Below are 23,034 nucleotides of genomic sequence, written 5' to 3' on the forward strand. Positions count from 1 at the left end.
TTTTCCGCCTTTTTCACTTGTATCATTAAAGAAGCTTACTTAGCAGTCCTCCATCAACCTGAATTTCAGATCCTGTAATATATTCAGACTTTTCACTTGCAAGAAATACCGCTACTTGTGCAATATCATTTGTATTGCCCCATCTTCCAAGTGGTGCAGCATTTAGGATCTTGTCATTGATAACCTGGTTTTCCTTAAGAACTTTATAACCTGGTGTATCTATAAAGCCAGTTGTAATAACATTTGCTTTAATATTGAATTTTGCATATTCAACTGCAATGCATTTAGTTAACATGGCAAGTCCTGCTTTAGATGCAGCAAGTGCACTTGTGTTCATGAAAGCTTCTTTTGCAAAACAAGAGATGATATTTATTATTTTGCCATAACATTTCTCTTTCATTCTCTTAAGGCAATGCTGTGTTATGAAGAAAGCTCCTGTAAGATTTGTATCGATTGCCTGTTGCCATAACTCATAATTGATATCCTGGATACCGATTATTGGTGTTACTGTTGCTGCATTTACCAGAATATCAAAAGAAACATCGTCAGCATTGAATCTTGCAAACACTTCATCTATTGCTGTATTTGAACACACATCAAGAGGTACAGGGATTGCCCTTGTAAGTGAAGTGTCCATTTTATTGCAGACATTTGTTAACTGTTCTGAATTTTTCGATGCAAGATAAACCTTAGCTCCTCTGTCGAAAAAAGCTTTGGCAATTTCAAGACCGACTCCTTCACTTGCACCTGTTACAAAAGCGGTTTTTCCAAGTAACTCAATCATATGCATCCTTTATGTTTGTTAAGAAATAAATCTTTCCTTTATTATCAGATAATTACTTTTGCCAGTGACAGACCAACAATACATGCAGTCAGAACACCGATTAAACCTGGGAACATGAAAGAATGATTAAAGTAGAATTTACCAATCTTTGTTGTTCCTGTTACATCAAAGTTGACTGTTGCAATATCTGATGGATAGTTTGGAATAAAGAAGTATGCGTAGGTTGCAGGCATCAGGCCTATGAGAACCTGTGGAGGTAGACCGATTGCAATAGCAACAGGGAGCAAAATCTTTGCAGTAGCTGCCTGAGAATTTACAACAACTGATACAGCAAACAGAGCAAAACCAAATGTCCAAGGATATTCATTTACCATTCCTGTTATGGATGCTTTAAAAGATGGCATTGCATATGAGAAATATGTATCAGACATCCAGGCTATACCAAAGATTGCAATACAAGCAACCATACCTGACTTAAATACGACACCATTTGGGATATTCTTAACAGGAGTTCTTGTTGCAATCAGAATAATTGCACCAAAGGAAAGCATTATCATCTGAATGATAATACCCATATTGATAGGTCTTGTTGCATTTCCAATGGTTCTTACTTCTGGAAATACCGCAATAAGCACAATTGTGACAAGAGCTAGTAAGAACAGATATACAGAAAGCTTTGATGATATTGATAGTTTCTCATCTAAGGTAGTATGTGATGTAGACTCAATTTCCTTTTTAAATTCTGGATCTTTGAGCTTTTCTAAAAACTCCTGATCTTCATATAGATCTTTACCTCTGAAGTTAGAGTATAAAGACAGAGCAATTACACCAAGAAAGGTTGCAGGTGTTGTAACCATAAGTATTGTCATAAGATTCAGGTTTTCAAGTCCTGGAATTGCAAGCACATCTTTTGAAAGATAGCAGGCAACAACCGCAGAAATTGGTGAACCTGTAAGAGCAAGCTGGGATGCTACAGAGGCTGCCGCCATAGGTCTTTCAGGTCTTACCTTATTTTTAAGTGCGATATCACCGATAATCGGCATGATTGTATAAACAGCATGACCTGTTCCTAGCATTAAAGATAGAGTATAGGTTACAAGAGGGCCAAAAAAGGTAATCCTCTTTGGATTCTTTCTTAAAAGCTTTTCAGCAATCTGTAGCATATATTTAAGACCGCCAGCTGCTTCAAGAATAGCAGCACAGCTGACAACAGCAATAATAATGAGCATAACATCAACAGGTGCTGATGCTGGGGGCATTCTAAGTATAAATACTTCAACAACAAGTCCTATTGCAGAAACAACACCTAGACCTATACCTCCAAATCTGCTTCCTGCATAAAGCATGATAAGAAGGAAAATAAACTCAGCAATTAACATAATTTAGCTCCAAATTACCAAGAACTATAAGAAATATAGGTCTGAAATCAGTTAAATCATGTTTTTTAAGATAAATTTTGGTGGAATATCAAAAAAAATATTTGTAGAAATTAAAAAAAACAGTAGCCTGTCACAATTTATTTTTATTTAAATCATGAAGTTATGCTTTTATATGAAGATAGTAAAAAAAATGCCGGTACATGTACCGGCATTTTTTTGAGGTTAGTTATCTATTAGATAACGCCCTGAGCGATCATTGCGTCTGCTACCTTACGGAAGCCAGCGATGTTAGCACCTAATACTAAGTTGCCTTCAACACCGAACTCACGAGCAGTTTCTGCAACGTTCTTGTATAAGTTTGTCATAATGGTGTGTAACTTGCTGTCAACCTCTTCGAAAGTCCATGAAGTCATACCAGCGTTCTGCTCCATCTCTAACTGAGAAGTAGCAACACCACCAGCGTTAGCTGCCTTAGCAGGTGCATAAGCGATCTTAGCGTCTAAGAACTGCTTGATAGCGCCTAAGGTTGAAGGCATGTTTGCACCTTCAGCTACAACCTTACAGCCGTTTGCTAATAAGGTCTTTGCGTCTTCCTCGTTTAACTCGTTCTGAGTTGCACATGGGAATGCACAGTCTACCTTGTAGCACCATACCTGGTGTTTGCCCTCAGGGTACTTCTCAACTGGAGTGTACTCTGCAGTTGAAACTAATTCAGCATAACGGGTTAAACGAGCACGCTCAACTTCCTTAACCTGCTTTAATACGTCAACCTTGATACCGTTTGGATCATAGATAGTACCAGTTGAATCAGAAACAGTAACTGGGGTAGCACCTAACTGATATAACTTCTCACAGCAGTAGATTGCAACGTTACCTGAACCAGAAACTGCGCACTTCTTGCCCTGTAAGCTGTCGCCACGATCCTTAACCATAGCGTCTGTGAAGTAAACGGTACCGTAACCAGTTGCCTCAGTACGAGCTAAAGAACCACCGTAGTTTAAGCCCTTACCAGTTAAAACACCTTCGTAACGGGTTGTTAAACGCTTGTAAGCACCGTACATGTAACCGATCTCACGACCACCAGTACCGATATCACCAGCTGGTACGTCAACAGTTGCACCAATGTAGCGGTGTAACTGAATCATGAATGCCTGACAGAAACGCATAATTTCAGTCTCTGACTTGCCCTTAGGATCGAAGTCTGAACCACCCTTAGCACCACCGATAGGAGTACCGGTTAATGAGTTCTTTAAGATCTGCTCTAAACCTAAGAACTTTAATACGCCCTCATTTACAGTTGGGTGTAAACGGATACCACCCTTGTAAGGACCAATTGCAGAGTTGAACTGTACACGGTAACCCTTGTTAACCTGAACTTCACCCTTGTCATCAACCCACTCAACGCGGAAAGAGATAGTTCTCTCAGGCTCAACCATACGCTCTAAGATCTTGTACTTCTCGTACTTAGGCTCTTTAGCAACTACTGGCTCTAAAGTTGTTAGGATTTCTTCTGCAGCCTGTAGGAATTCTGGCTGGAATGGATATTTAGCCTTTAAAGAAGCTAAAACTCTCTGAGTATATGACATTTCTGTCTCCTTGATTACCTGTTAGTAAAATTATTATGTAAAGAAATTTTTTTATAAATTTACATTTCTTATCAAAACCATGCAACCATAAATCAAAAACTCACTAATTTTGTGCAAAACTGCACAAAAAATGAGCGTAATTTGGTGCATATGGCGAACATATGCTGTTTATATCTTATAGAAAGTATAAACAAGGATAAAAAAAGCCTTCTGTAAGCAACTTACAGAAGGCAACTACCAACAGGCAAATTTTTAGCGATTCAGATAGTTATTTACAGCATCAGCACATGCACGGCCTTCAGCAATAGCGTATACAACTAAAGACTGACCTTTTCTACCGTCGCCGGCTGCAAATACCTTCTCATTTGATGTTCTGTATGCATCAGGACCTTCAACGGAGGCCTTGATGTTTCCACGCTTATCAGTTTCAAGATTAAATTCTTTGATAAGAGCAGATGATGGATGTGAATAACCCATAGCAATCAGAACAACATCTGCGTCAATACTGCTTTGTGTTCCCTCAATTCCACTAAACTGTCTGCCAATACCCCACTTAACTTTCTGAGTCTGTACAGCCTCAAGCTTGTCTTTGCCGGTGAATGCAGTAGTGTTTGTTGAGAACATTCTTGTACAACCTTCCTCATGAGAGGTAGATGTTCTCTTGATCTTTCTCCAATCAGGCCATGCAACAGCAGGATCAACACTCTCTGGAAGCTCATCATGGTAATCAAGCTGAGTTACAGACTTAGCGCCTTTTCTTACTGATACACCAATGCAGTCTGATGCAGTTTCACCACCACCGATAACAACAACGTTCTTACCCTTTACATCAATTGGGTTAGGGCAGTCACCGTTGTTTTCTCGGTTCTGGGCAATCAGAAAATCAAGAGCAAAGTAAATTCCCTTTAACTCTCTACCAGGTAACTTAAGATCACGTGGTGTCTCTGAACCTGGAGCTAGAACAACAGCATCAAAGCTATCTAAAAGCTCCTGTGCTCTTACTTCTGTTAAAGAATCATTGTGAACACCGTTTTCAAGATCTTTTCTTGCTCCAACAATTGTTGATGTCTTGAAAGTAATACCTTCCTGCTGCAAGATTGCAATACGTCTGTCTAAGATTTCCTTTGGAAGTTTGAAATCAGGAATACCATAACGTAACAGACCACCAATCTTGTTCATCTTTTCAAAGACAGTTACATCGTGGCCAAAACGGTTTAACTGAGCTGCGGCTGCAAGGGCAGCAGGGCCTGAGCCCACGACTGCAACCTTTTTACCTGTGCGCTTTGTTAAAACTGGCTTTACAAGACCGTTTTCAAAAGCATATTCAGCAATTTTTCTCTCAACAGATTTGATGCCAACACTTTTTCTGTGAATACCGAGTGTACAGCCTTCCTCACAAAGTGCAGGGCAGATACGACCTGTAATCTCAGGGAAATTATTTGTAGCACTAAGTACGTTGTATGCCTTTGACATCTGACCTTGAGAAACAAACTCGTTAAAGTCAGGAGAATCATTGTGCAGAGGACACTGATGCATACAGAATGGGATGCCGCAGTCCATGCAGCGTCCTGCCTGAATCTTTGCCTCTTCATCACTTAAAGTGCCGTAAATTTCACAGAAGCTCTTAACGCGCTCTTCAACAGGTACATGGCTCTGCTCGATTCTTTCAAATTCAATAAAACCTCTTAAAAAGCCCATTATTGTGCCTCCTTCATAGCCTTTAGAGCGTTGAAATATTCAACAGGGAATACCTTAACGAACTTGCCAAGTTCAACATCGAAGTTCTCTAGGATCTTCTTTGCCTGGCTACTTCCTGTATAGTTCAGATGCTTAGTCAACAGATCCTTTAGAATCTGTTCATCTGACATATTCTTGTGTAGAGGTACAGATAAATCAGCCTTTGAAGCTTTTACAACGTTTGAAACGTAGAACTCACCCTTTGCAAGCTTTGATCTGAATGTATTGTCTGGGTCATAGATATATGCCATACCACCTGACATACCTGCAGCAAAGTTTCTGCCGGTTCTGCCAAGAATTACAACGGTACCGCCAGTCATATATTCGCAACCATGGTCGCCACAGCCTTCAGCAACAGCATCTGCTCCTGAGTTTCTTACAGAGAAACGCTCACCGGTTACACCGCTGAAATATGCCTGACCTGAGGTTGCACCGTAAAGACAAGTATTACCGCCAATGATGTTCTCAAGAGGGTCACCATCAAATGATGGGTTCTTTGAAACACTGATAATGCCGCCTGACATACCCTTACCTACATAGTCATTTGCAAGACCCGAAAGTTTTAAGGTAACACCCTTCTCTAAGAAGGCACCGAATGACTGACCTGCAGTACCAGTTAGATTAAAGGTAATGAAGTTATCATCAAGTTTCTTTTCAGTCTTGGCAATAACACCTGAGGTGTATGTACCAACAGAGCGGTTTACATTGACAACAGCTGTTGAAATTGTAAGTGGCTTACCTGATTGAACTGCATCAAGAACCTGCTTTTCATACTGCTTATCTAGAGCTTTATCAATATCGTGAACCTGAACGGTTTCATGACGTGTAGGCTCTTCCTTTAGTGCAGGATCCTTAAAGAAGATCTTTTCAAAGCTTAAGTTTCTTGCCTTAACGAAGTTTTCCTCGTCAATCTTCTCAAGAAGTTCTGCATGACCAATCATGTCTTCAAACTTCTTGAAGCCAAGCTTAGCCATTAGCTCTCTTACTTCACGTGCAACATAGTGGAAGTAGTTTTCCAACTGCTCAGGTGTACCCATGAACTGCTTTCTAAGTTCAGGATCCTGTGTTGCAATACCAGTAGGACAGGTATTCTTCTGACACTTACGCATGATGGTACAACCCATACATACTAATGGAGCAGTACCAAAACCGAATTCATCTGCACCAAGTAATGCACCGATTACAACGTCACGACCTGTCTTAATCTGTCCGTCAACCTGCAGAGTAACACGTGAACGAAGCTTGTTCATAACAAGAGTCTGCTGTACATCAGCAAGACCGATTTCCCATGCTGAACCTGCATGCTTTACAGATGAAGCTGGAGCTGCACCAGTACCACCGTCGTGACCAGAGATTACAATGTGGTCTGCCTTACACTTAGCTACACCTGCTGCAACTGTACCGATACCAACCTCAGATACTAATTTTACTGAGATATCAGCCTTGGTATTTGCAAGCTTCAGATCAAAGATCAGCTGAGCTAAATCCTCAATTGAGTAGATATCGTGATGTGGTGGAGGTGAAATCAGACCGATACCTGGCAGTGAATGTCTTAACTTACCGATATACTTTGAAACCTTGTGGCCTGGAAGCTGACCACCCTCACCTGGCTTTGCACCCTGAGCTAGCTTAATCTGAATTAAATCAGCTGATGATAGATAATCAGTTGTTACACCGAATCTACCTGATGCAACCTGCTTGGTTCTTGAACGTAATGAATCGCCCTTGTGAAGAGGAATATCAACTACAACGTCGTCACCAAGAATTTCCTTAGTTGAGGTTTCCTTAGTGATAATTGCATTACGTCTTGGATCTTCACCGCCTTCACCGCAGTTTGACATAGCACCCATACGGTTCATTGCGATAGCCATAGTGGTATGTGCTTCAGTTGAAATAGCACCCATAGACATTGCAGAACATGCAAAACGGTGGATAATGCTTTCCTCGCTTTCAACTTCATTGATATCTACAGGAGTAGTATCCTTGAACTTGAAAAGACCTCTGATTGTCATCAGTCTCTTTGACTGATCGTTAATGATGTTTGCATACTGCTTATATTCATCATAAGAGCCAGTACGAACAGAACGCTGAAGATGTACTACAGCATCAGGAGTCCACATATGCTGCTCACCGTCTGCTCTCCAGTTGAGATCGCCACCTTGAGCTAATGTTACATCCTCAATATCAAGCTTCTTGAAAGCATTGATATGTGTATCAACAGCTTCTTGAGCAACATCAAACAGGTTAACACCTTCAATAGGGCTTGGAGTGTTGGTGAAGTATTTTTCAACAAACTCTGAAGAAAGACCTACAGCCTCGAAGATCTGAGCACCGATATATGACATATAGGTACAGATACCCATCTTAGCCATGGTCTTGTATAGACCTTTATCGATAGCGTGGATATAGTTTTCTGTGTATGTCTTTGCAGTCTTCTCATCTGGTGCAAGCTCTGACACTACCTTAAGAGCAACATATGGATGAATTGCTTCAGCGCCGTAACCACCAAGAAGAGCAAACTGATGAACAGTTCTTGCTGAACCTGTTTCAACTACAAGACCTGTACTTGTTCTAAGACCATGCTCAACTAAGCACAGATGAACAGCAGATGTTGCAAGCAGTGCAGGAATTGCAAGTCTGTCTCTTGATACCTTTCTATCAGACAGAATAATGATATTGTTACCAGTCTTTACTGCATCAACAGCAGCAGCTCTGATTGAAGCTAAACGAGCTTCAATACCGTTCTTGCCCCATGATAATGGGTAGGTGATATCAAGTACCTTTGATCTGAACTTGTTACCTGTGAATTTGCTGATGTTTCTGATTTTTTCCATCTGTACAGAATCAAGAATAGGTTGCTGAACTTCTAATCTTACAGGTGGATTGTTATCCATGATATTTAACAGGTCAGGTCTTGGACCGATGAATGATACAAGTGATGTAACCATCTCTTCACGGATAGGATCGATAGCTGGGTTTGTAACCTGAGCAAACAGCTGTCTGAAATAATCATAAAGGCTCTTTGAGTTGTTTGAAAGAACAGCTAATGGAGCATCATTACCCATTGACAGTACTGGCTCCTGACCAGAAATAGCCTTTGGCTTTATCAGTCTTTCAACATCTTCTCTTGTATAGCCGAATACGCCCATTAAAGCCTTTGTTGTCAGATTCAGCTCTGGAGCTGAAGGCTCCTCTTTGATATCTGTTAACTTGATTCTAACCTTATCAGTCCACTCCTGATATGGTTTTGCTGTAGCAAGAGAATTCTTGATTTCCTGATCATCAATGATTCTTCCCTGCTCAGTATCGATTAAGAGCATGCGACCAGGCTCAAGTCTCCAGTGTCTTGCAACGCGGCTCTCATCAATCTTTAATGTACCTTCTTCTGATGCAAGAATTACAAGATCATCCTTTGTAATGATGTATCTTGCAGGACGAAGACCGTTTCTATCAAGAGTAGCACCAACCTGACGACCGTCAGTAAATGCAACTGCAGCAGGACCATCCCATGGCTCCATCATTGCAGCATAGTATTCATAGAATGCTTTAAGCTTTGGTGACATTAAAGTATCTTTTTCCCATGCAGATGGAATCATCATCATTGCAGCCTGTGCAAGAGAGTAACCTGACATGGTCAGAAGTTCAAATACATTGTCAAATGAAGCAGAATCAGACTGACCCTGGAAAATTAAAGGCCATAGCTTTTCTAAATCCTGACCGAATACAGGCGATGAGATATTCTTTTCACGAGCCTTGATCCAGTTGAAGTTGCCTCTTAATGTGTTGATTTCACCATTGTGGGCAATCATTCTGAATGGATGTGCAAGTGACCACTGAGGGAATGTGTTTGTTGAGAATCTCTGGTGGATTAAAGCAATAGCTGATGTACAGCGACTGTCTGTCAGATCCTTGTAGTATTCGCCAACCTGATCTGCTAAAAGCTGACCCTTATATACGATGGTTCTTGCAGAGAATGATGGAATATAGAATTCTTTGCAGTGCTTTAATTTTAGATTTGAGATAGCAATAGAGCTGGTTTTTCTGATGATGTAAAGCTTTCTTTCTAAAGCATCAGTAACCAGAACATCTGGTGAGTGGCCAACAAAAACCTGCTTGATTACAGGCTCTTTCTCTCTGACTACAGGGCTCATTGGAATATCCTCATTTAGAGGAACATCTCTCCAGCCTAGAAGGATCTGACCTTCAGCAAGAATTGCTCTTTCAATTTCTTCCTGACATGCATGTCGTGATGCTTCTTCACGTGGAAGGAAAACCATACCAACGCCGTATTCTCCTGGAGGTGGTAGTTTGATTCCTTTTGTCATCATGTCATCGCGGAAAACCTGATCTGGGATCTGAATTAGAATACCAGCACCATCACCTTGAAGAGGATCTGCACCCACTGCGCCACGGTGTGTAAGGTTCTTTAAAACCTCAAGACCTTGACTCACGATGCTATGGCTCTTTTGTCCTTTGATATGTGCAATAAGACCAACGCCACATGCGTCATGCTCATTTTCACTTCTGTATAAGCCAGAGTTAGCCATTATAATTACCTTTTTTGCGTGTTGTATAGATACAAAAAGGGCCCTATACAGGGCCCTTTTCGCGATTTTCCCCATTTTTATGGGGATTATTTAACCCTATAAATTATATTTATTATAGTGAGTAGTAAAGTTCAAACTCAGCAGGATGTGGGGTTGAACGAACTCTTGTGTCTTCAGCAGCCTTTAACTCGATGTATGCTTCAATCATATCATCTGAGAATACGCCACCCTGCTTTAAGAACTCGTTGTCAGCCTTAAGAGCCTTTAGAGCTTCATCTAATGAACCACAAACCTGAGGAATGTTTGCTGCCTCCTCTGGAGGTAGGTCATATAAGTTCTTATCCATTGCCTCACCTGGTTCAATCTTGTTTAAGATACCGTCAAGACCAGCCATTAACATAGCAGCGAATGCTAAGTATGGGTTTGCTGTACAATCAGGGAAACGAACCTCGATATGAGCAGTCTTAGGATTGATTGCATATGGAATACGGATTGAAGCTGAACGGTTAGCAGCTGAGTAAGCTAGCATTAAAGGAGCCTCAAAACCTGGAACTAAACGCTTGTATGAGTTAGTTGATGGGTTTGTGAAAGCATTTAATGCCTTAGCATGCTTGATGATACCACCGATGTACCATAAAGCTTCTTGTGATAAACCACCGTATAAGTTGCCAGCGAAGATGTTCTTTCCATCCTTACCGATTGACTGGTGGCAGTGCATACCTGAACCGTTGTCACCATAAATTGGCTTTGGCATGAAGGTTGCGGTCTTGCCGTACTGGTTAGCAACATTCTGTACTACATACTTGTAAATCTGTACTTCGTCAGCTTTCTTTGTTAATGAGTTAAACTCGGTTGCAATCTCGTTCTGGCCTGCAGTAGCAACTTCGTGGTGGTGAGCTTCAATCTTTAAGCCCATCTGAGCCATAACCTTACACATTGCAGAGCGAATGTCCTGTGAAGAATCTACTGGAGGAACTGGGAAGTAACCACCCTTTACTGATGGACGGTAGCCCTTGTTACCACCTTCGTATTCGGTTGCAGAGTTCCAAGCAGCTTCGATATCATCGATAGCAACCATTGAACCAGAAATGTCTGACTTGAAACGAACGTCATCGAATAAGAAGAACTCTGGTTCTGGACCAAAGAATGCTACATCACCGATACCGGTTGACTTTAAGTACTCTTCAGCACGCTTTGCAACAGAGCGTGGGTCACGGTCGTAACCAGTTAATGTCTGAGGCTCTAAGATATCGCAGCGAACGATGATAGTTGGATCAGCATAGAATGGGTCTAACTGAACTGTTTCGATATCAGGCATTAAGATCATATCTGACTTATCAATACCACGCCAGCCAGCGATTGATGAACCGTCGAACATTTTTCCCTGATCGAAGAACTTTTCATCGATGCACTCGATTGGTAAAGTAATGTGCTGCTCTTTACCCTTAGTATCTGTAAATCTTAAATCAGCAAAAACTACACCGTTCTTATTGATGAGATCGCTTACTGCATTAAAATCCATTTAGATGCTCCTAATTTATCTAATGAATGAGTACTTAGTACCCGTGATTAACTTTTGATTAGATTTTCGTGGTATTAGTGAATTCTGTCAAAGTATATTTGCTTTAGCACTAAAACAACCCATTATATTTTACTATATGTTGTAAAATGGTGCGAATATTATTATTTCTATATAAATCAAATAGATAAAAAACTAAATAAAAGGATGTGTATATTTCTGGTATGAAAAATAAAAAATATCAATAACTTAAAATAGATATAAGGTATTGATATTTAAGAAGAAAAGTAAAATCAAATCAATTTGCTCAAATTATATGCATGCACCAAAAATGATCTTAAATTTTTCACAAATTTTGTTCATTTTTCTATTTTTTAACAACTAGAGAATAGATTTCCTCGTTTATGTAGAACTCCTCCATATCAAGCCCCTGATCTCTTACTTTAATAAAACCTCTGTTTTTGTAAAAGGATAGACCTGGATTATGACGGTTTATGATTAGTTCAAGAGTAAAATCACTATTATCTTTCTTAAGAATATAGTTTTTTACTTTTTCAAGTAGAGCAGAGCCTATGCCTTTATTCTGATTCTTTATCTCTACATAAATCTTTTGCATCAAATACAGGTTTGGCCCCTGTTCAATGAATGAGATAAGTCCTGTATCCTCACCATCACAGTTTGCAATAAAGAATATCTGTCCTTTATCAAAAGCATCAGTCAGTGCTTTTTGTGAATAGAACTTATCTAGCATGTAATCTATCTGTGATGTATTAAGAGTACTTTTAAATGAATCAGGAACAATCTTTTTGGCCAATTTTCTGAGGACTAGAATATCTTCACCAGTAGCCTTTCTAATTTCAATCATAACAGCCTCCTTGTTCTGATATTTTCAGTATAGAAAGAATTGGTTTATTTTCCTTATTTTTTGAAAAGATAGTTAAAGATCAATGCTTGAGATCAAAATTTTTGAGACAAAAAAAATGCCCTGCATCATAGCAGGGCATGTGAGATTATGAATAAATTACATTACTTTGAATACTTGTCGTTTACTAACTTATGCAGTTCCTGTAATGAATGTACAGATGCATATTCGTCAGCACCAACTGCTTCAATGCTTGCAAACGCAGCATTAAGAGTTGTGGTATAGGTGATACCATATCTTAAACAGCTACGACGTAATGATCTTGAATCCTCAACAGACTGACGGCCTTCAGTTGTGTTAATGATCCAGTCATAACGGCCTGTCTTAATAAAATCAAGAAGATTTGGTCTGCCTTCGTATACCTTGTTAACTCTTGTGCACTCAAGACCAGCTGCGTTAAGAACCTCACAGCTACCCTTGGTTGCTTCTAACTTGAAGCCTGCAGCAACAAGAAGCTTACCTAACTGAGCAAGTCTATCCTGATCTGACTTCTTGATTGAAAGAAGAATAGTACCCTTTCTCTGAATAGGTGACTTAGCTGCTAACTGAGCCTTTGCATAAGCCTCAGGGAAGGTCATGGCAGTACCCATGGTTTCACCTGTTGATCTCATTTCTGGTCCTAATAAAGGATCAGAGCCTGGGAATTTAGCAAATGGCAATACTACTTCCTTAACTGAGAAGTATGGTGGAATTACCTCATGAGTGACTCCCTGCTCAGCTAAAGTCTTACCAGTCATAACTCTTGCAGCAATCTTAGCTAAAGGTAAACCAGTAGCCTTTGATACGAATGGAACTGTTCTAGCAGCACGAGGGTTAACCTCGATTAAGTAGATGTTGTCCTCACGGATTGCAAGCTGAACGTTCATTAAGCCCTTAACGTTAAGTGCAATAGCAAGTTCTTTTGAAATTTTTGTGATTCTCTCAATCATCTGCTCTGAGAGGTGATATGGAGGAAGAACACATGATGCATCACCTGAGTGAACACCACATTCTTCAACGTGCTCCATGATACCGCCGATAACAACGTCCTTACCGTCAGCTACAGCATCAACGTCGATTTCTGTTGCATGATCCAAGAACTTATCTAACAGAACAGGTGACTTGTTTGAAACCTTTACTGCTTCAGCAAAGTAATGACGAAGATCTTCTTCACCATATACAACTTCCATTGCACGACCACCTAATACGTAGGATGGGCGAACAACTAATGGATAACCGATGTCATTTGCAACTTCAACTGCCTGAGTTAAAGATGTAGCAGTACCGTTACGAGGCTGTAACAGATTTAGCTTGTTAACAACTTCCTGGAACAGCTTTCTGTCTTCTGCTCGATCAATATCATTAGGTGAAGTACCGATGATAGGTACACCCTCTTGCTCTAATTTCTTAGCAAGTTTTAATGGGGTCTGACCACCGAACTGTACGATAACACCAACAGGCTTCTCGATTCTTGCAATTTCAAGAACATCCTCAAGAGTTACAGGCTCAAAGTATAGTCTGTCTGAGATGTCATAGTCAGTTGAAACAGTTTCAGGGTTGCAGTTAACCATGATTGATTCATAGCCGTCTTCGCGAAGTGCCATTGAAGCATGAACACAGCAGTAATCGAACTCGATACCCTGGCCGATACGGTTAGGACCACCACCAAGAACGATAACTTTCTTCTTATCTGTTGGACGAGCCTCACACTCCTGCTCATATGTTGAGTACATATATGCAGTAGATGTAGCGAATTCAGCAGCACAGGTATCAACTCTCTTGTAAGTTGGGAATACCTCAAATAACCAACGACGCTGACGAACCTGATCTTCAGTTGTCTTTAACAGTGTTGCAAGACGAGCATCTGAGAATCCTCTTGATTTGAGATCCTTCATCTGTTCTGCATCGATTGACTTTAATGTCTTATCCTGTAAAGACTGTTCGATGTCGATGATTTCCTTGATCTGAACTAAGAACCAAGGATCAATCTTTGTGTAGTCGAATACTTCTTCAACTGTCATACCTAAGCGGAAAGCATCGCCAAGGTACCAGATTCTGTGAGCACCAGCATTCTCAAGCTCATGTAAAAGCTTCTGTCTTGCATCAGGCTTGCTCATATCAAGTCTTGGATCGAAACCTAACTTGCCGGTTTCAAGACCGCGAAGAGCCTTCTGTAATGACTCCTCGAAGGTACGGCCGATAGCCATAACCTCACCTACAGACTTCATCTGAGTTGTCAGGCGATCATCAGAATTTGGGAATTTCTCAAAGTTGAAACGTGGGATCTTGGTTACAACATAGTCAAGGCTAGGCTCGAATGATGCAGGTGTCTTGTCACCTGTAATGTCATTGCCTAACTCATCAAGTGTATAGCCAACAGCAAGTTTTGCTGCAATCTTGGCAATAGGGAAACCAGTTGCCTTAGAAGCTAAAGCTGATGAACGAGATACACGAGGGTTCATCTCAATAATAACCATACGGCCATTATTTGGATTGATACCGAACTGAACGTTAGAACCACCAGTCTCAACACCGATTTCACGTAAAACAGCCATAGCTGCATCACGCATAATCTGATATTCTTTATCTGTTAGAGTCTGTGCTGGAGCAACAGTGATTGAGTCGCCTGTATGAATACCCATTGGGTCGAGGTTCTCAATAGAGCAAACGATAATGCAGTTGTCCTTGCGATCACGAACAACCTCCATCTCGTACTCTTTCCAGCCGATTAATGACTCGTCAATTAATAATTCGTGGGTTGGTGACAGCTCTAAACCCTTGTTACAGATTTCCTCAAACTCTTCTGGGTTATAAGCAATACCGCCACCAGTACCACCCATTGTGAATGAAGGACGGATAATACATGGGAAACCAACCTGCTTTTGAACTTCCCATGCCTCTTCCATAGAGTGAGCAATTCCAGCACGAGGACACTCAAGGCCAATTTTCTTCATTGCCTTGTCAAATCTTTCTCTGTTCTCTGCCTTATCGATTGCATCAGCCTTGGCACCGATCATCTCAACATTGTACTTTGAAAGTACACCGTGCTTCTCAAGATCAAGTGCGCAGTTTAAAGCAGTCTGACCACCCATTGTAGGAAGAATTACATCAGGGCGCTCTTTAGCGATAATGTTTTCTACAACCTTCCAGTGGATTGGCTCAATGTATGTAACATCAGCAACATCAGGATCTGTCATGATGGTTGCAGGATTAGAGTTAACAAGAATAACCTTGTAACCTTCCTCGCGAAGTGCACGACAAGCCTGGGTGCCTGAATAGTCAAATTCGCAGGCCTGACCGATAACAATAGGACCTGCACCTAGGATTAAAATGGATTTTATATCTGTACGCTTTGGCATTTTTTTTCCCCAGACCTATTTTCTGTATTCTTTCATTAACTCAATAAAGTGCTTGAAAAGATCCATTGGATCGTGAGGTCCTGGACTTGCCTCAGGATGACCCTGGAAGGAGAATGCAGGAACATCAGTTCTCTCTACACCCTGTAAGGTGCCGTCGAATAAAGACTTGTGGGTTGCCTTAAGGTTTGAAGGTAGAGTAGCCTCGTCAACACAGAAACCGTGATTCTGAGATGTAATATATACAACACCAGTTGCAAGGTCTTTTACAGGATGGTTTGCTCCGTGGTGTCCGCATTTCATCTTAATGGTCTTTGCACCAGATGCTAATGAAAGCAGCTGATGACCTAAACAGATACCGAATAATGGGATCTTCTTCTCAATGAACTCCTTGATTGCTTCCTGTGCGTAGGTACAAGGCTCAGGATCGCCAGGACCGTTTGACAGGAAGATGCCATCTGGGTTCATGTTGACAACCTCAGATGCAGGAGTTTTTGCAGGAACAACAGTAACCTTACAGCCTAATGAAGTTAAAATTCTTAGAATATTGCGCTTGATACCGAAATCATAAGCAACAACATTGAATTCTGTTCTGCTCTTGTTGACGTAGCCCTGACCTAATTCCCAAGTACCTTCAGTCCAGTCATAAACCTTATCTGTGGTAACTTCTTTTGCAAGGTCCATACCTTTTAGACCTGGGAATGAACGGGCTAGCTCTAAAGCCTTTTCTTCTGTCATATTAGGATCAGTTGACAGACAGCCGTTCTGGGCTCCTTTTTCTCTAAGAATTCTTGTAAGCATACGGGTATCAATTCCATAGATACCTGGCTTCTTGTTCTCTGATAGGTAGTCACTTAGGTTCCGTGTATTTCGGAAGTTGGATGCAACTAGTGATAAGTCTCTGATAATAAGACCCATTGCAAAAACATCACGAGATTCTACGTCCTCATCGTTTGTACCGTAATTACCAATATGTGGATAAGTTAAGGTAACGATTTGTCCTGCGTATGAAGGATCGGTTAGAATTTCCTGATAACCGGTCATAGAAGTGTTGAATACGACCTCACCAACAGTTGTTGTATTCTCAGCACCAAAGGCTTTACCTTTGAAAACTGTACCGTCGGCTAGTGCAAGAATTGCGGATGCGACCACAAAGACCCCCAAAAATAGTTATTGAGACACCAAGTGACGCAGATCACATTTAAATCATTAATTTAAAGTTGTAATCATAGTCTGCAATATTTTAGACTAAAAGGTATTTTTTTCAAGCATAAAATTTGATCAAATGCTCTTGACACTTTGATAGAAAAGTGAATGAAATGGACTTAATTTTTATGAAAAAATGTTATTTATTTTGCTAAAGACAGTGATTTAATCACTTATTTTGCGTGACATACTGTATAATTAATAAGAATAAGAAGAAATAATAAAAAAGAATAAATTTTTTTCATGACAAAAATAAGGTATAAGCGAATCTTAAATTTCACAAAGCTTTGTGCAAGAAAGAATCTGTACATGCTTTGTCTGCCTATTTTTGTTCTATGTGCCTGTTCGTCAGATGGCAAACCTCAAAAAATCTCATCACTTGATGATCCTGTAACTTTTTATTTAACAGGTGTTGATAGGTATGATGTAAAAACAAATATTCTTCTTTATCTGAATGAACTTCCTGTAATTTCGAAGCAAAGAGCAAGACTTTATAGCAGAGAAATAATCGAGAAGATACAGCAGGCTTCTCATGCATACGGCTATTATCATACAAAGGTTGAACTTGAATATCCAAAAAAAGATGATGAGAAGGATTTACAGATTAAGGTAAAAGTAGACCTTGGAAAGCCTCTTTTTGTAAGAAACTGTGATATTTCTGTAATCGGTGATGGCGCTGAATATCAGTCTTTTTCTAAAATAATTAAAAGCAGTGGAATAAGATCATACTCAATCCTTGATCATGGCAAATACAAAAAATTAAAAGAGGATTTGAAAACCAGAGCATTGGAATTAGGTCTTTTTGATGCCAAATTCAGTATAAGTCGCATTATTGTTTATGAAGAACAGAACGCCGCAGATATAGAGATTCTGTTCGATACCGGCTCAAGATATATGTTCGGTTCTCTTGAGGCAAATGATGAAACTAAAGAGCTGATGAAACCATCATCCCCCCTTTTTAAACTGTATGAGGGCACCAACTTTTCATCTAAAGCTGTAAACGATTATATATCGGCAATGTCTCAGACAAATTACTACAGATCTATTGATATTAGACCTCTTGCAGAGAAAAAACAAAATAACAAAGTTCCAGTGTACATTGATTTACAGAGGCAGACAAACAATCTATTTAGAGTTGGTGCCGGTTATTCAACAGATGAGAATTTCAGAGGAATTCTTGGATGGGATAAACCTTTAATTAATGAAAAAGGACATTCCTTTAGCTCCTTTATCAGAGCTTCTAGTGTAAAAATTGATGCACAGGCAGTTTATAAGATCCCAAGAACAGATCCGAACCTTGATTATTACTACATAAAACTTGCTCAGACACATACTGATTATAATGATACTCTTTCAGATCTGAGTCATGCATCAATTCATTATGTTGCTAAAAAGACTGGCTCTATCATAAGAGATTATTATCTGTCTGCTGAATATGAAGATTATAAGCAGGGTATAGATAAGGACTATGTTGTAAGTGTGATGCCAGGAATTCTTCTTTCAAAAAGAAGTTCAACAGGTGGACTTGTTCCTAAAACTGGATACTCAATTTCTCTTGATACTAAATTCAGCTCAAAAATAGTTTCAGATTATAATTTTGTGCACTCAGAGCTGAATATTAAAGGAGTTTTTTCCTTATTTGAATCAAGAAACAGAATTCTGTACAGATTTACTCAGGGCGGCAATTTTGGCTCTGATGCAATAAAAGCACCTGCATCTTTAAGGTTCTTTGCAGGCGGCGATCAGAATTTAAGAGGTTTTAGCTATAAATCACAGTCAAATCGTGAAGCAGGACTACTTTCAGGTTCAAGATATATCACATCAGGATCTGTAGAGTATAATTTTCCTATTCCTTTTGAAAATATGTTAGGTGCTGTATTTCTTGATAGTGCCGTATATACAAACGATTATAAGGAGATTAAGCCACTGTATGGTCCTGGTATTGGTCTTCGCTACACAACTTCATATGGTGTACTGAAAGTTGATGTTGCATATGGTATTGATAACCATAGAAAAGAAAATAATCTGAAACTGCATTTAACATTTGGTCCAGAGTTCTAGCATGAAAAGAAAAGTATCTAAATTTTTTAAAATCTTCTCGCTAGTCCTGTTTTTAGGCATCATATGCTTTAGCAGTATATTTTATTATTTCTTTGCTACTACAGAAGGTCTTAAATTTCTTATAAATAAGACGAATAGCCTTTTTACAGATACAATAAAAATAACCGCAAATATTGAATCAGGATCTGTTTTAAAGGGATTTAAAACAGATTCATATTTTGAGTTTTTAGTTAAGGATATTGTAAGTATAAGGGCTGATAATTTCGATCTTCAGTATGATGCCTGGACCATTCTTTCAAGAAACGCACTTATTGTTGATAGGATAAAGGCTTCAAAGCTTGAAGTTGAATTGTATGATTTTGAATTAGAAACTGCAGATAGCACAGAAATCATACGAGTAAACTTTCCATTTAATATTCATGTTAATAAAATTGAACTAAAAGATTTTGCATATCTGTCAAGTGTCGTTGATGTTTTTGTTCCTGAAGCAACACTTTCTGCAGGCGCTGCATCTAACTATGCAGTAGTTACTAAAGGTGAAATAAATAATCCTACAGTACATTTAAAGTATGAGATTAAAGAAAATAAAAATGAAAATATAAAAAAGAAACTTCCTGAGATCCTTACATTTGATAATGGAAACGGAGCAATCGAAAAGATTTATGATATCGACCTTCCATTAGATGCAGAGCTTAAGAACCTCAAACTTAATCATGCCCGCTATTATATGGACGGATATGATACAGGTTATTTTGATGCCACAGTAAATTCAGTATTCTCTCATTCCCTACTTAAGGTTCGTAACATTTCTATAAAGCATCCTTTAGGAGAATTTTCTGTAAAAGGAACAATGGATTTTATAGATTATTACAACATGGATTTTAATATATCAGGAATTGGAAAAGATTGTGATCTTACAAAAGAGAAGTATTTTGGTGTTCTCAACGGACTAAGTGGTAAGGCCAGACTAGTTGGTGATCTTACAAATCTGTTGTTATATGCAGGATTAAATAGGGATAAGGAACTTCTTGTTAAGGCAAGAATTAATACTTTATCAGATGAATTGCCATTTGAACTTCGTGTAACCTCTGATAAGTTCTCATATCCTATTTTCAATAATATACCGAAAAACGAGCCAGAGAATATCTCATCATCCCTGGAAAAACTGGTTGCATCTTTTAGCAGTAATGAGCATAACCAGAAAATAAGTATAGATGATAAAAAAGAAGAGAAAAAGTTAAAGCGTACTAAAAAGGAACGTTTTGAATTAGATGATCTTTTCCTGAATATCAAAGGTGCAATATACACCTCTCTTAAGGTGGATTCATATTTTACCTATTCAGGACTTGGTTTTGAAAAAGTAAAAGTTACGTTAAATGGCGACATGAACACGCTATATGCAGATGTCCGTCACTTAGATATGAAAGGACTTTTGTCAGGAAAACCTTTTACTTCTGATTTCAAAGGAAAGATTTATTACAAGGATCATAAAGGTGTTGATGGTTCAGTATTTATAAAAGCTGAGGATGCCAAGGCTTTAAGTCTTAATCTTGAAGGTGGTTTGTCAGCATCAGGAGATGTAAAGATAGATTTTGACTCTCACAATGATATATTCGTTGATATCAGTAACTTTAATTCATCTTTGTCTTACAGACATATACCAGCTCATATACAGATATCAAGCCTTAAAGGCTCAACTCATAAAGGTATTGATGTAAAAGAACTTAAGCTGACTCAGGCTGATAATTTAATGGTTCTGTCTGGAAATATTTCTGATAAGTCAAATCTTATTGGTTCACTTAGCATATCTGATTTTTCAAAGATATCAGATAAGCTAACAGGATCTTTGTACAGTAAGATGTCTGTAAAAGGATCACTAGATGAACCAATTGTTCAGTTTTCAGGTCGTTCGCCAAGCTTAAAATATGACGATATGTTCGCAAGAAAGCTTGTTTTTGATTCAAAATTTGACATCAAAAATCATAATCTAAATCTGTCAGTTCTTGCTAACAATTTGAAGCTCAATAAGAAATTAAAGATGCATAACCGTTGTGTTCTTGATTTAAACGGAACATTAAAGGATCATAATCTTTCATTCTCCTGTGGTCTTCAGACTACCTCTTTTATCTCTGCTTCAGGAAGATACGATTCAAAGAACAGACTGTATTCAGGTACCCTTGATCATATGATGCTTGTAACAGGTGTCATTGATACTATTTCTTTGCAGTCTCCTGTAAAGTTTAGTTATGATTTTTCAAATAAACGAGGTAGCAGCTCAGATATTAAGATTGTTAATGGCTCCTCTGTTGTATCTTTCAGTGAAAATCATATTTTTGATAATGGGTTCAAAACTAAATTAGATGTAAAGGATTTTGATCTGAATTCTGTTGCATCATTACTGCCTGAGAACATAAAGAGTAAAGGAACGCTGAATATCAGCGCTGATATATCGTATAAAGATTCAATACCAAACATAAGAGGAACTTTAGAATTTAATAAAGGTTTAATTGGCTATAAGACATTTATTGTTCCTTTATCAAAAGCAAATCTTGATCTAAATGCTACATATAACAGTTATGATCTTTCCTTTAACGCTCAGATTTTCAGGGATAAAGGTCAGGCAAATATAAAATTAAAAGTAGATAATCCATATTCAGCAAAGACACTATCAGGCTCTGTTGTTCTTGACGATATAGATTTGTCAGTATTTTCATCTGCATCAAATCAGATTAATGCTCTTGTAGGTAAGCTGAATCTTGATACAAGGCTTTCAGGCTCAATTGGTTCACCACTGCTTTATGGCAAGCTGATGGCAAAAGGAAGAGCTGAACCTAGAATCAGTATCGGTCAGATAAATGAGTTTGACCTTCAGGTCGATGCAAATGGAAATACAGGCCTTATCAATGGTGAGTTAAAACTCAATGAGGTTCCTTTAAGTATAAATGGTAATCTTGATTGGGCTGAATCTCCTCTTGCTTCTATCAAAGTAAAAGGTCAGTCTATTCCTGTATTCTTGCTTCACTATGGCGAGGCTTCAGTAAATATTGACACTCTTGTAAATATAAACAAAAAACTGAGTGTTCAAGGTGATATATATATTTCTTCAGCTCTAATAAAATTCAAAGATCTTGAAAACTCTACAGTATCTCCATCTGAAGATGAAATTCTTATTACAAAAGCAAGTAACCTAAAAAAGACAACAGCATATCTCAAGGATAGACAGCTTAACAATGATATGAGCATTGATGTGAATGTTCTTTTAGGAGATAAGATCAAAGTTGATGCTATGGGACTTAAGGCAAATGCAGTAGGCTCAGTCAGAGTGATAAAGAGTACTGACAGTCCTATTGTGCAGGGACAGGGTAAGGTGTCACTGGTAAATGGACGAGTTGAGGTTTTTGGACATAAATTTATTGTGAATAAAGCTGACGCTATCTTCAAGAAAAATCTGTTTGTTCCATATTTAGATGCTGAAGTTGTAGTTGATCAGTCAACAATTGAAGATGATGTAACTGCTGGCGTATATATAAAGGGTAATACAGGTGCACCTCAGATACAGCTGTTCTCAAAACCTGCAATGAGTCAAAATGAGATTCTGTCATATCTACTATACGGACATGGACTTGAAAAGAATCAGGTAAATACAGACTCATCATCAGCACAGCTTCTGTTAACTCTTGGAATGGGTACGACAACAGGTGTAATTAATTCTATTGTAGGTATTTTTGGAATGGATGGTGTGCAGCTAGGTTCATCTGGATCTGGTGAGGATACACAGCTTGAAGTTCAGACTTATCTGACAAACAGAATTCGTTTATCATATGGTTATGGTATTTATAATTCAGTAAATGAATTTAAAATAAGATATGAAATTGTAAGAAAACTGTATGCTGAATTCATATCTGCAATAGATCAGTCAATAGATCTAATTTACAACTTTGAAGTAGATTAACGAGGT

General features: G+C 38.8%; 11 protein-coding genes. 2 read left to right on the forward strand and 9 right to left on the reverse strand.

The window, feature by feature from the left end; all coding sequences use genetic code 11:
* Positions 1–25: 25 nt before the first annotated feature.
* From J5V48_RS02820 to carA, 9 genes are all read right to left on the reverse strand, one after another.
* Positions 26–784: an SDR family NAD(P)-dependent oxidoreductase gene (locus J5V48_RS02820; protein ID WP_219936898.1), complete on the reverse strand. Its 759-nt coding sequence runs from the start codon at positions 782–784 to the stop codon at positions 26–28.
* Between the two features lie 44 nt (positions 785–828).
* Positions 829–2,163 (reverse strand): anaerobic C4-dicarboxylate transporter, encoded by a 1,335-nt coding sequence (locus J5V48_RS02825; protein WP_219936900.1) that lies wholly within the window; start codon positions 2,161–2,163, stop codon positions 829–831.
* A gap of 233 nt (positions 2,164–2,396) precedes the next feature.
* A complete protein-coding gene (gene gdhA / locus J5V48_RS02830) occupies positions 2,397–3,749 on the reverse strand; it encodes an NADP-specific glutamate dehydrogenase (RefSeq protein WP_219936902.1) in 1,353 nt (450 codons plus the stop codon).
* A gap of 252 nt (positions 3,750–4,001) precedes the next feature.
* Complete coding sequence (locus tag J5V48_RS02835; protein WP_219936904.1) at positions 4,002–5,447, reverse strand: glutamate synthase subunit beta; 1,446 nt, start codon at positions 5,445–5,447, stop codon at positions 4,002–4,004.
* On the reverse strand, positions 5,447–10,033 hold the full coding sequence (gene gltB, locus J5V48_RS02840) for a glutamate synthase large subunit (protein WP_219936906.1): 4,587 nt from the start codon (positions 10,031–10,033) through the stop codon (positions 5,447–5,449). Before gltB ends, J5V48_RS02835 begins: the two co-directional genes overlap by 1 nt.
* A 112-nt stretch (positions 10,034–10,145) precedes the next feature.
* Positions 10,146–11,555, reverse strand: a complete 1,410-nt coding sequence (glnA, locus tag J5V48_RS02845; RefSeq protein WP_219936908.1) for a glutamate--ammonia ligase — start codon at positions 11,553–11,555, stop codon at positions 10,146–10,148.
* A 364-nt stretch (positions 11,556–11,919) separates the two neighbouring features.
* Positions 11,920–12,417: a GNAT family N-acetyltransferase gene (locus tag J5V48_RS02850; protein WP_219936910.1), complete on the reverse strand. Its 498-nt coding sequence runs from the start codon at positions 12,415–12,417 to the stop codon at positions 11,920–11,922.
* Between the two features lie 161 nt (positions 12,418–12,578).
* On the reverse strand, positions 12,579–15,812 hold the full coding sequence (gene carB, locus J5V48_RS02855) for a carbamoyl-phosphate synthase large subunit (protein WP_219936912.1): 3,234 nt from the start codon (positions 15,810–15,812) through the stop codon (positions 12,579–12,581).
* A 15-nt stretch (positions 15,813–15,827) separates the two neighbouring features.
* Entirely contained in the window at positions 15,828–16,961 is a 1,134-nt protein-coding gene (carA, locus tag J5V48_RS02860) for a glutamine-hydrolyzing carbamoyl-phosphate synthase small subunit (protein ID WP_219936914.1), read from the reverse strand.
* A gap of 297 nt (positions 16,962–17,258) precedes the next feature.
* On the opposite strand from carA, the gene J5V48_RS02865 reads away from it, so the two are divergent.
* Both J5V48_RS02865 and J5V48_RS02870 read left to right on the forward strand, forming a co-directional pair.
* Positions 17,259–19,076 (forward strand): autotransporter assembly complex protein TamA, encoded by a 1,818-nt coding sequence (locus tag J5V48_RS02865; RefSeq protein WP_219936916.1) that lies wholly within the window; start codon positions 17,259–17,261, stop codon positions 19,074–19,076.
* 1 nt (position 19,077) lies between these two features.
* Entirely contained in the window at positions 19,078–23,028 is a 3,951-nt protein-coding gene (locus J5V48_RS02870) for a translocation/assembly module TamB domain-containing protein (RefSeq protein ID WP_219936918.1), read from the forward strand.
* Positions 23,029–23,034: the final 6 nt, after the last annotated feature.

It is taken from the genome of Succinivibrio faecicola, from assembly GCF_019448115.1.
GTDB classification, from domain to species: Bacteria; Pseudomonadota; Gammaproteobacteria; order Enterobacterales; family Succinivibrionaceae; genus Succinivibrio; species Succinivibrio faecicola.

Bases quoted from the DNA above. Each gene is read 5' to 3' on its own strand.
- J5V48_RS02820 (WP_219936898.1), bottom strand. From the start codon at position 784: ATGATTGAGTTACTTGGAAAAACCGCTTTTGTAACAGGTGCAAGTGAA.
- J5V48_RS02825 (WP_219936900.1), bottom strand. From the start codon at position 2,163: ATGTTAATTGCTGAGTTTATTTTCCTTCTTATCATGCTTTATGCAGGA.
- gdhA (WP_219936902.1), bottom strand. From the start codon at position 3,749: ATGTCATATACTCAGAGAGTTTTAGCTTCTTTAAAGGCTAAATATCCA.
- J5V48_RS02835 (WP_219936904.1), bottom strand. From the start codon at position 5,447: ATGGGCTTTTTAAGAGGTTTTATTGAATTTGAAAGAATCGAGCAGAGC.
- gltB (WP_219936906.1), bottom strand. From the start codon at position 10,033: ATGGCTAACTCTGGCTTATACAGAAGTGAAAATGAGCATGACGCATGT.
- glnA (WP_219936908.1), bottom strand. From the start codon at position 11,555: ATGGATTTTAATGCAGTAAGCGATCTCATCAATAAGAACGGTGTAGTT.
- J5V48_RS02850 (WP_219936910.1), bottom strand. From the start codon at position 12,417: ATGATTGAAATTAGAAAGGCTACTGGTGAAGATATTCTAGTCCTCAGA.
- carB (WP_219936912.1), bottom strand. From the start codon at position 15,812: ATGCCAAAGCGTACAGATATAAAATCCATTTTAATCCTAGGTGCAGGT.
- J5V48_RS02865 (WP_219936916.1), top strand. From the start codon at position 17,259: ATGACAAAAATAAGGTATAAGCGAATCTTAAATTTCACAAAGCTTTGT.
- J5V48_RS02870 (WP_219936918.1), top strand. From the start codon at position 19,078: ATGAAAAGAAAAGTATCTAAATTTTTTAAAATCTTCTCGCTAGTCCTG.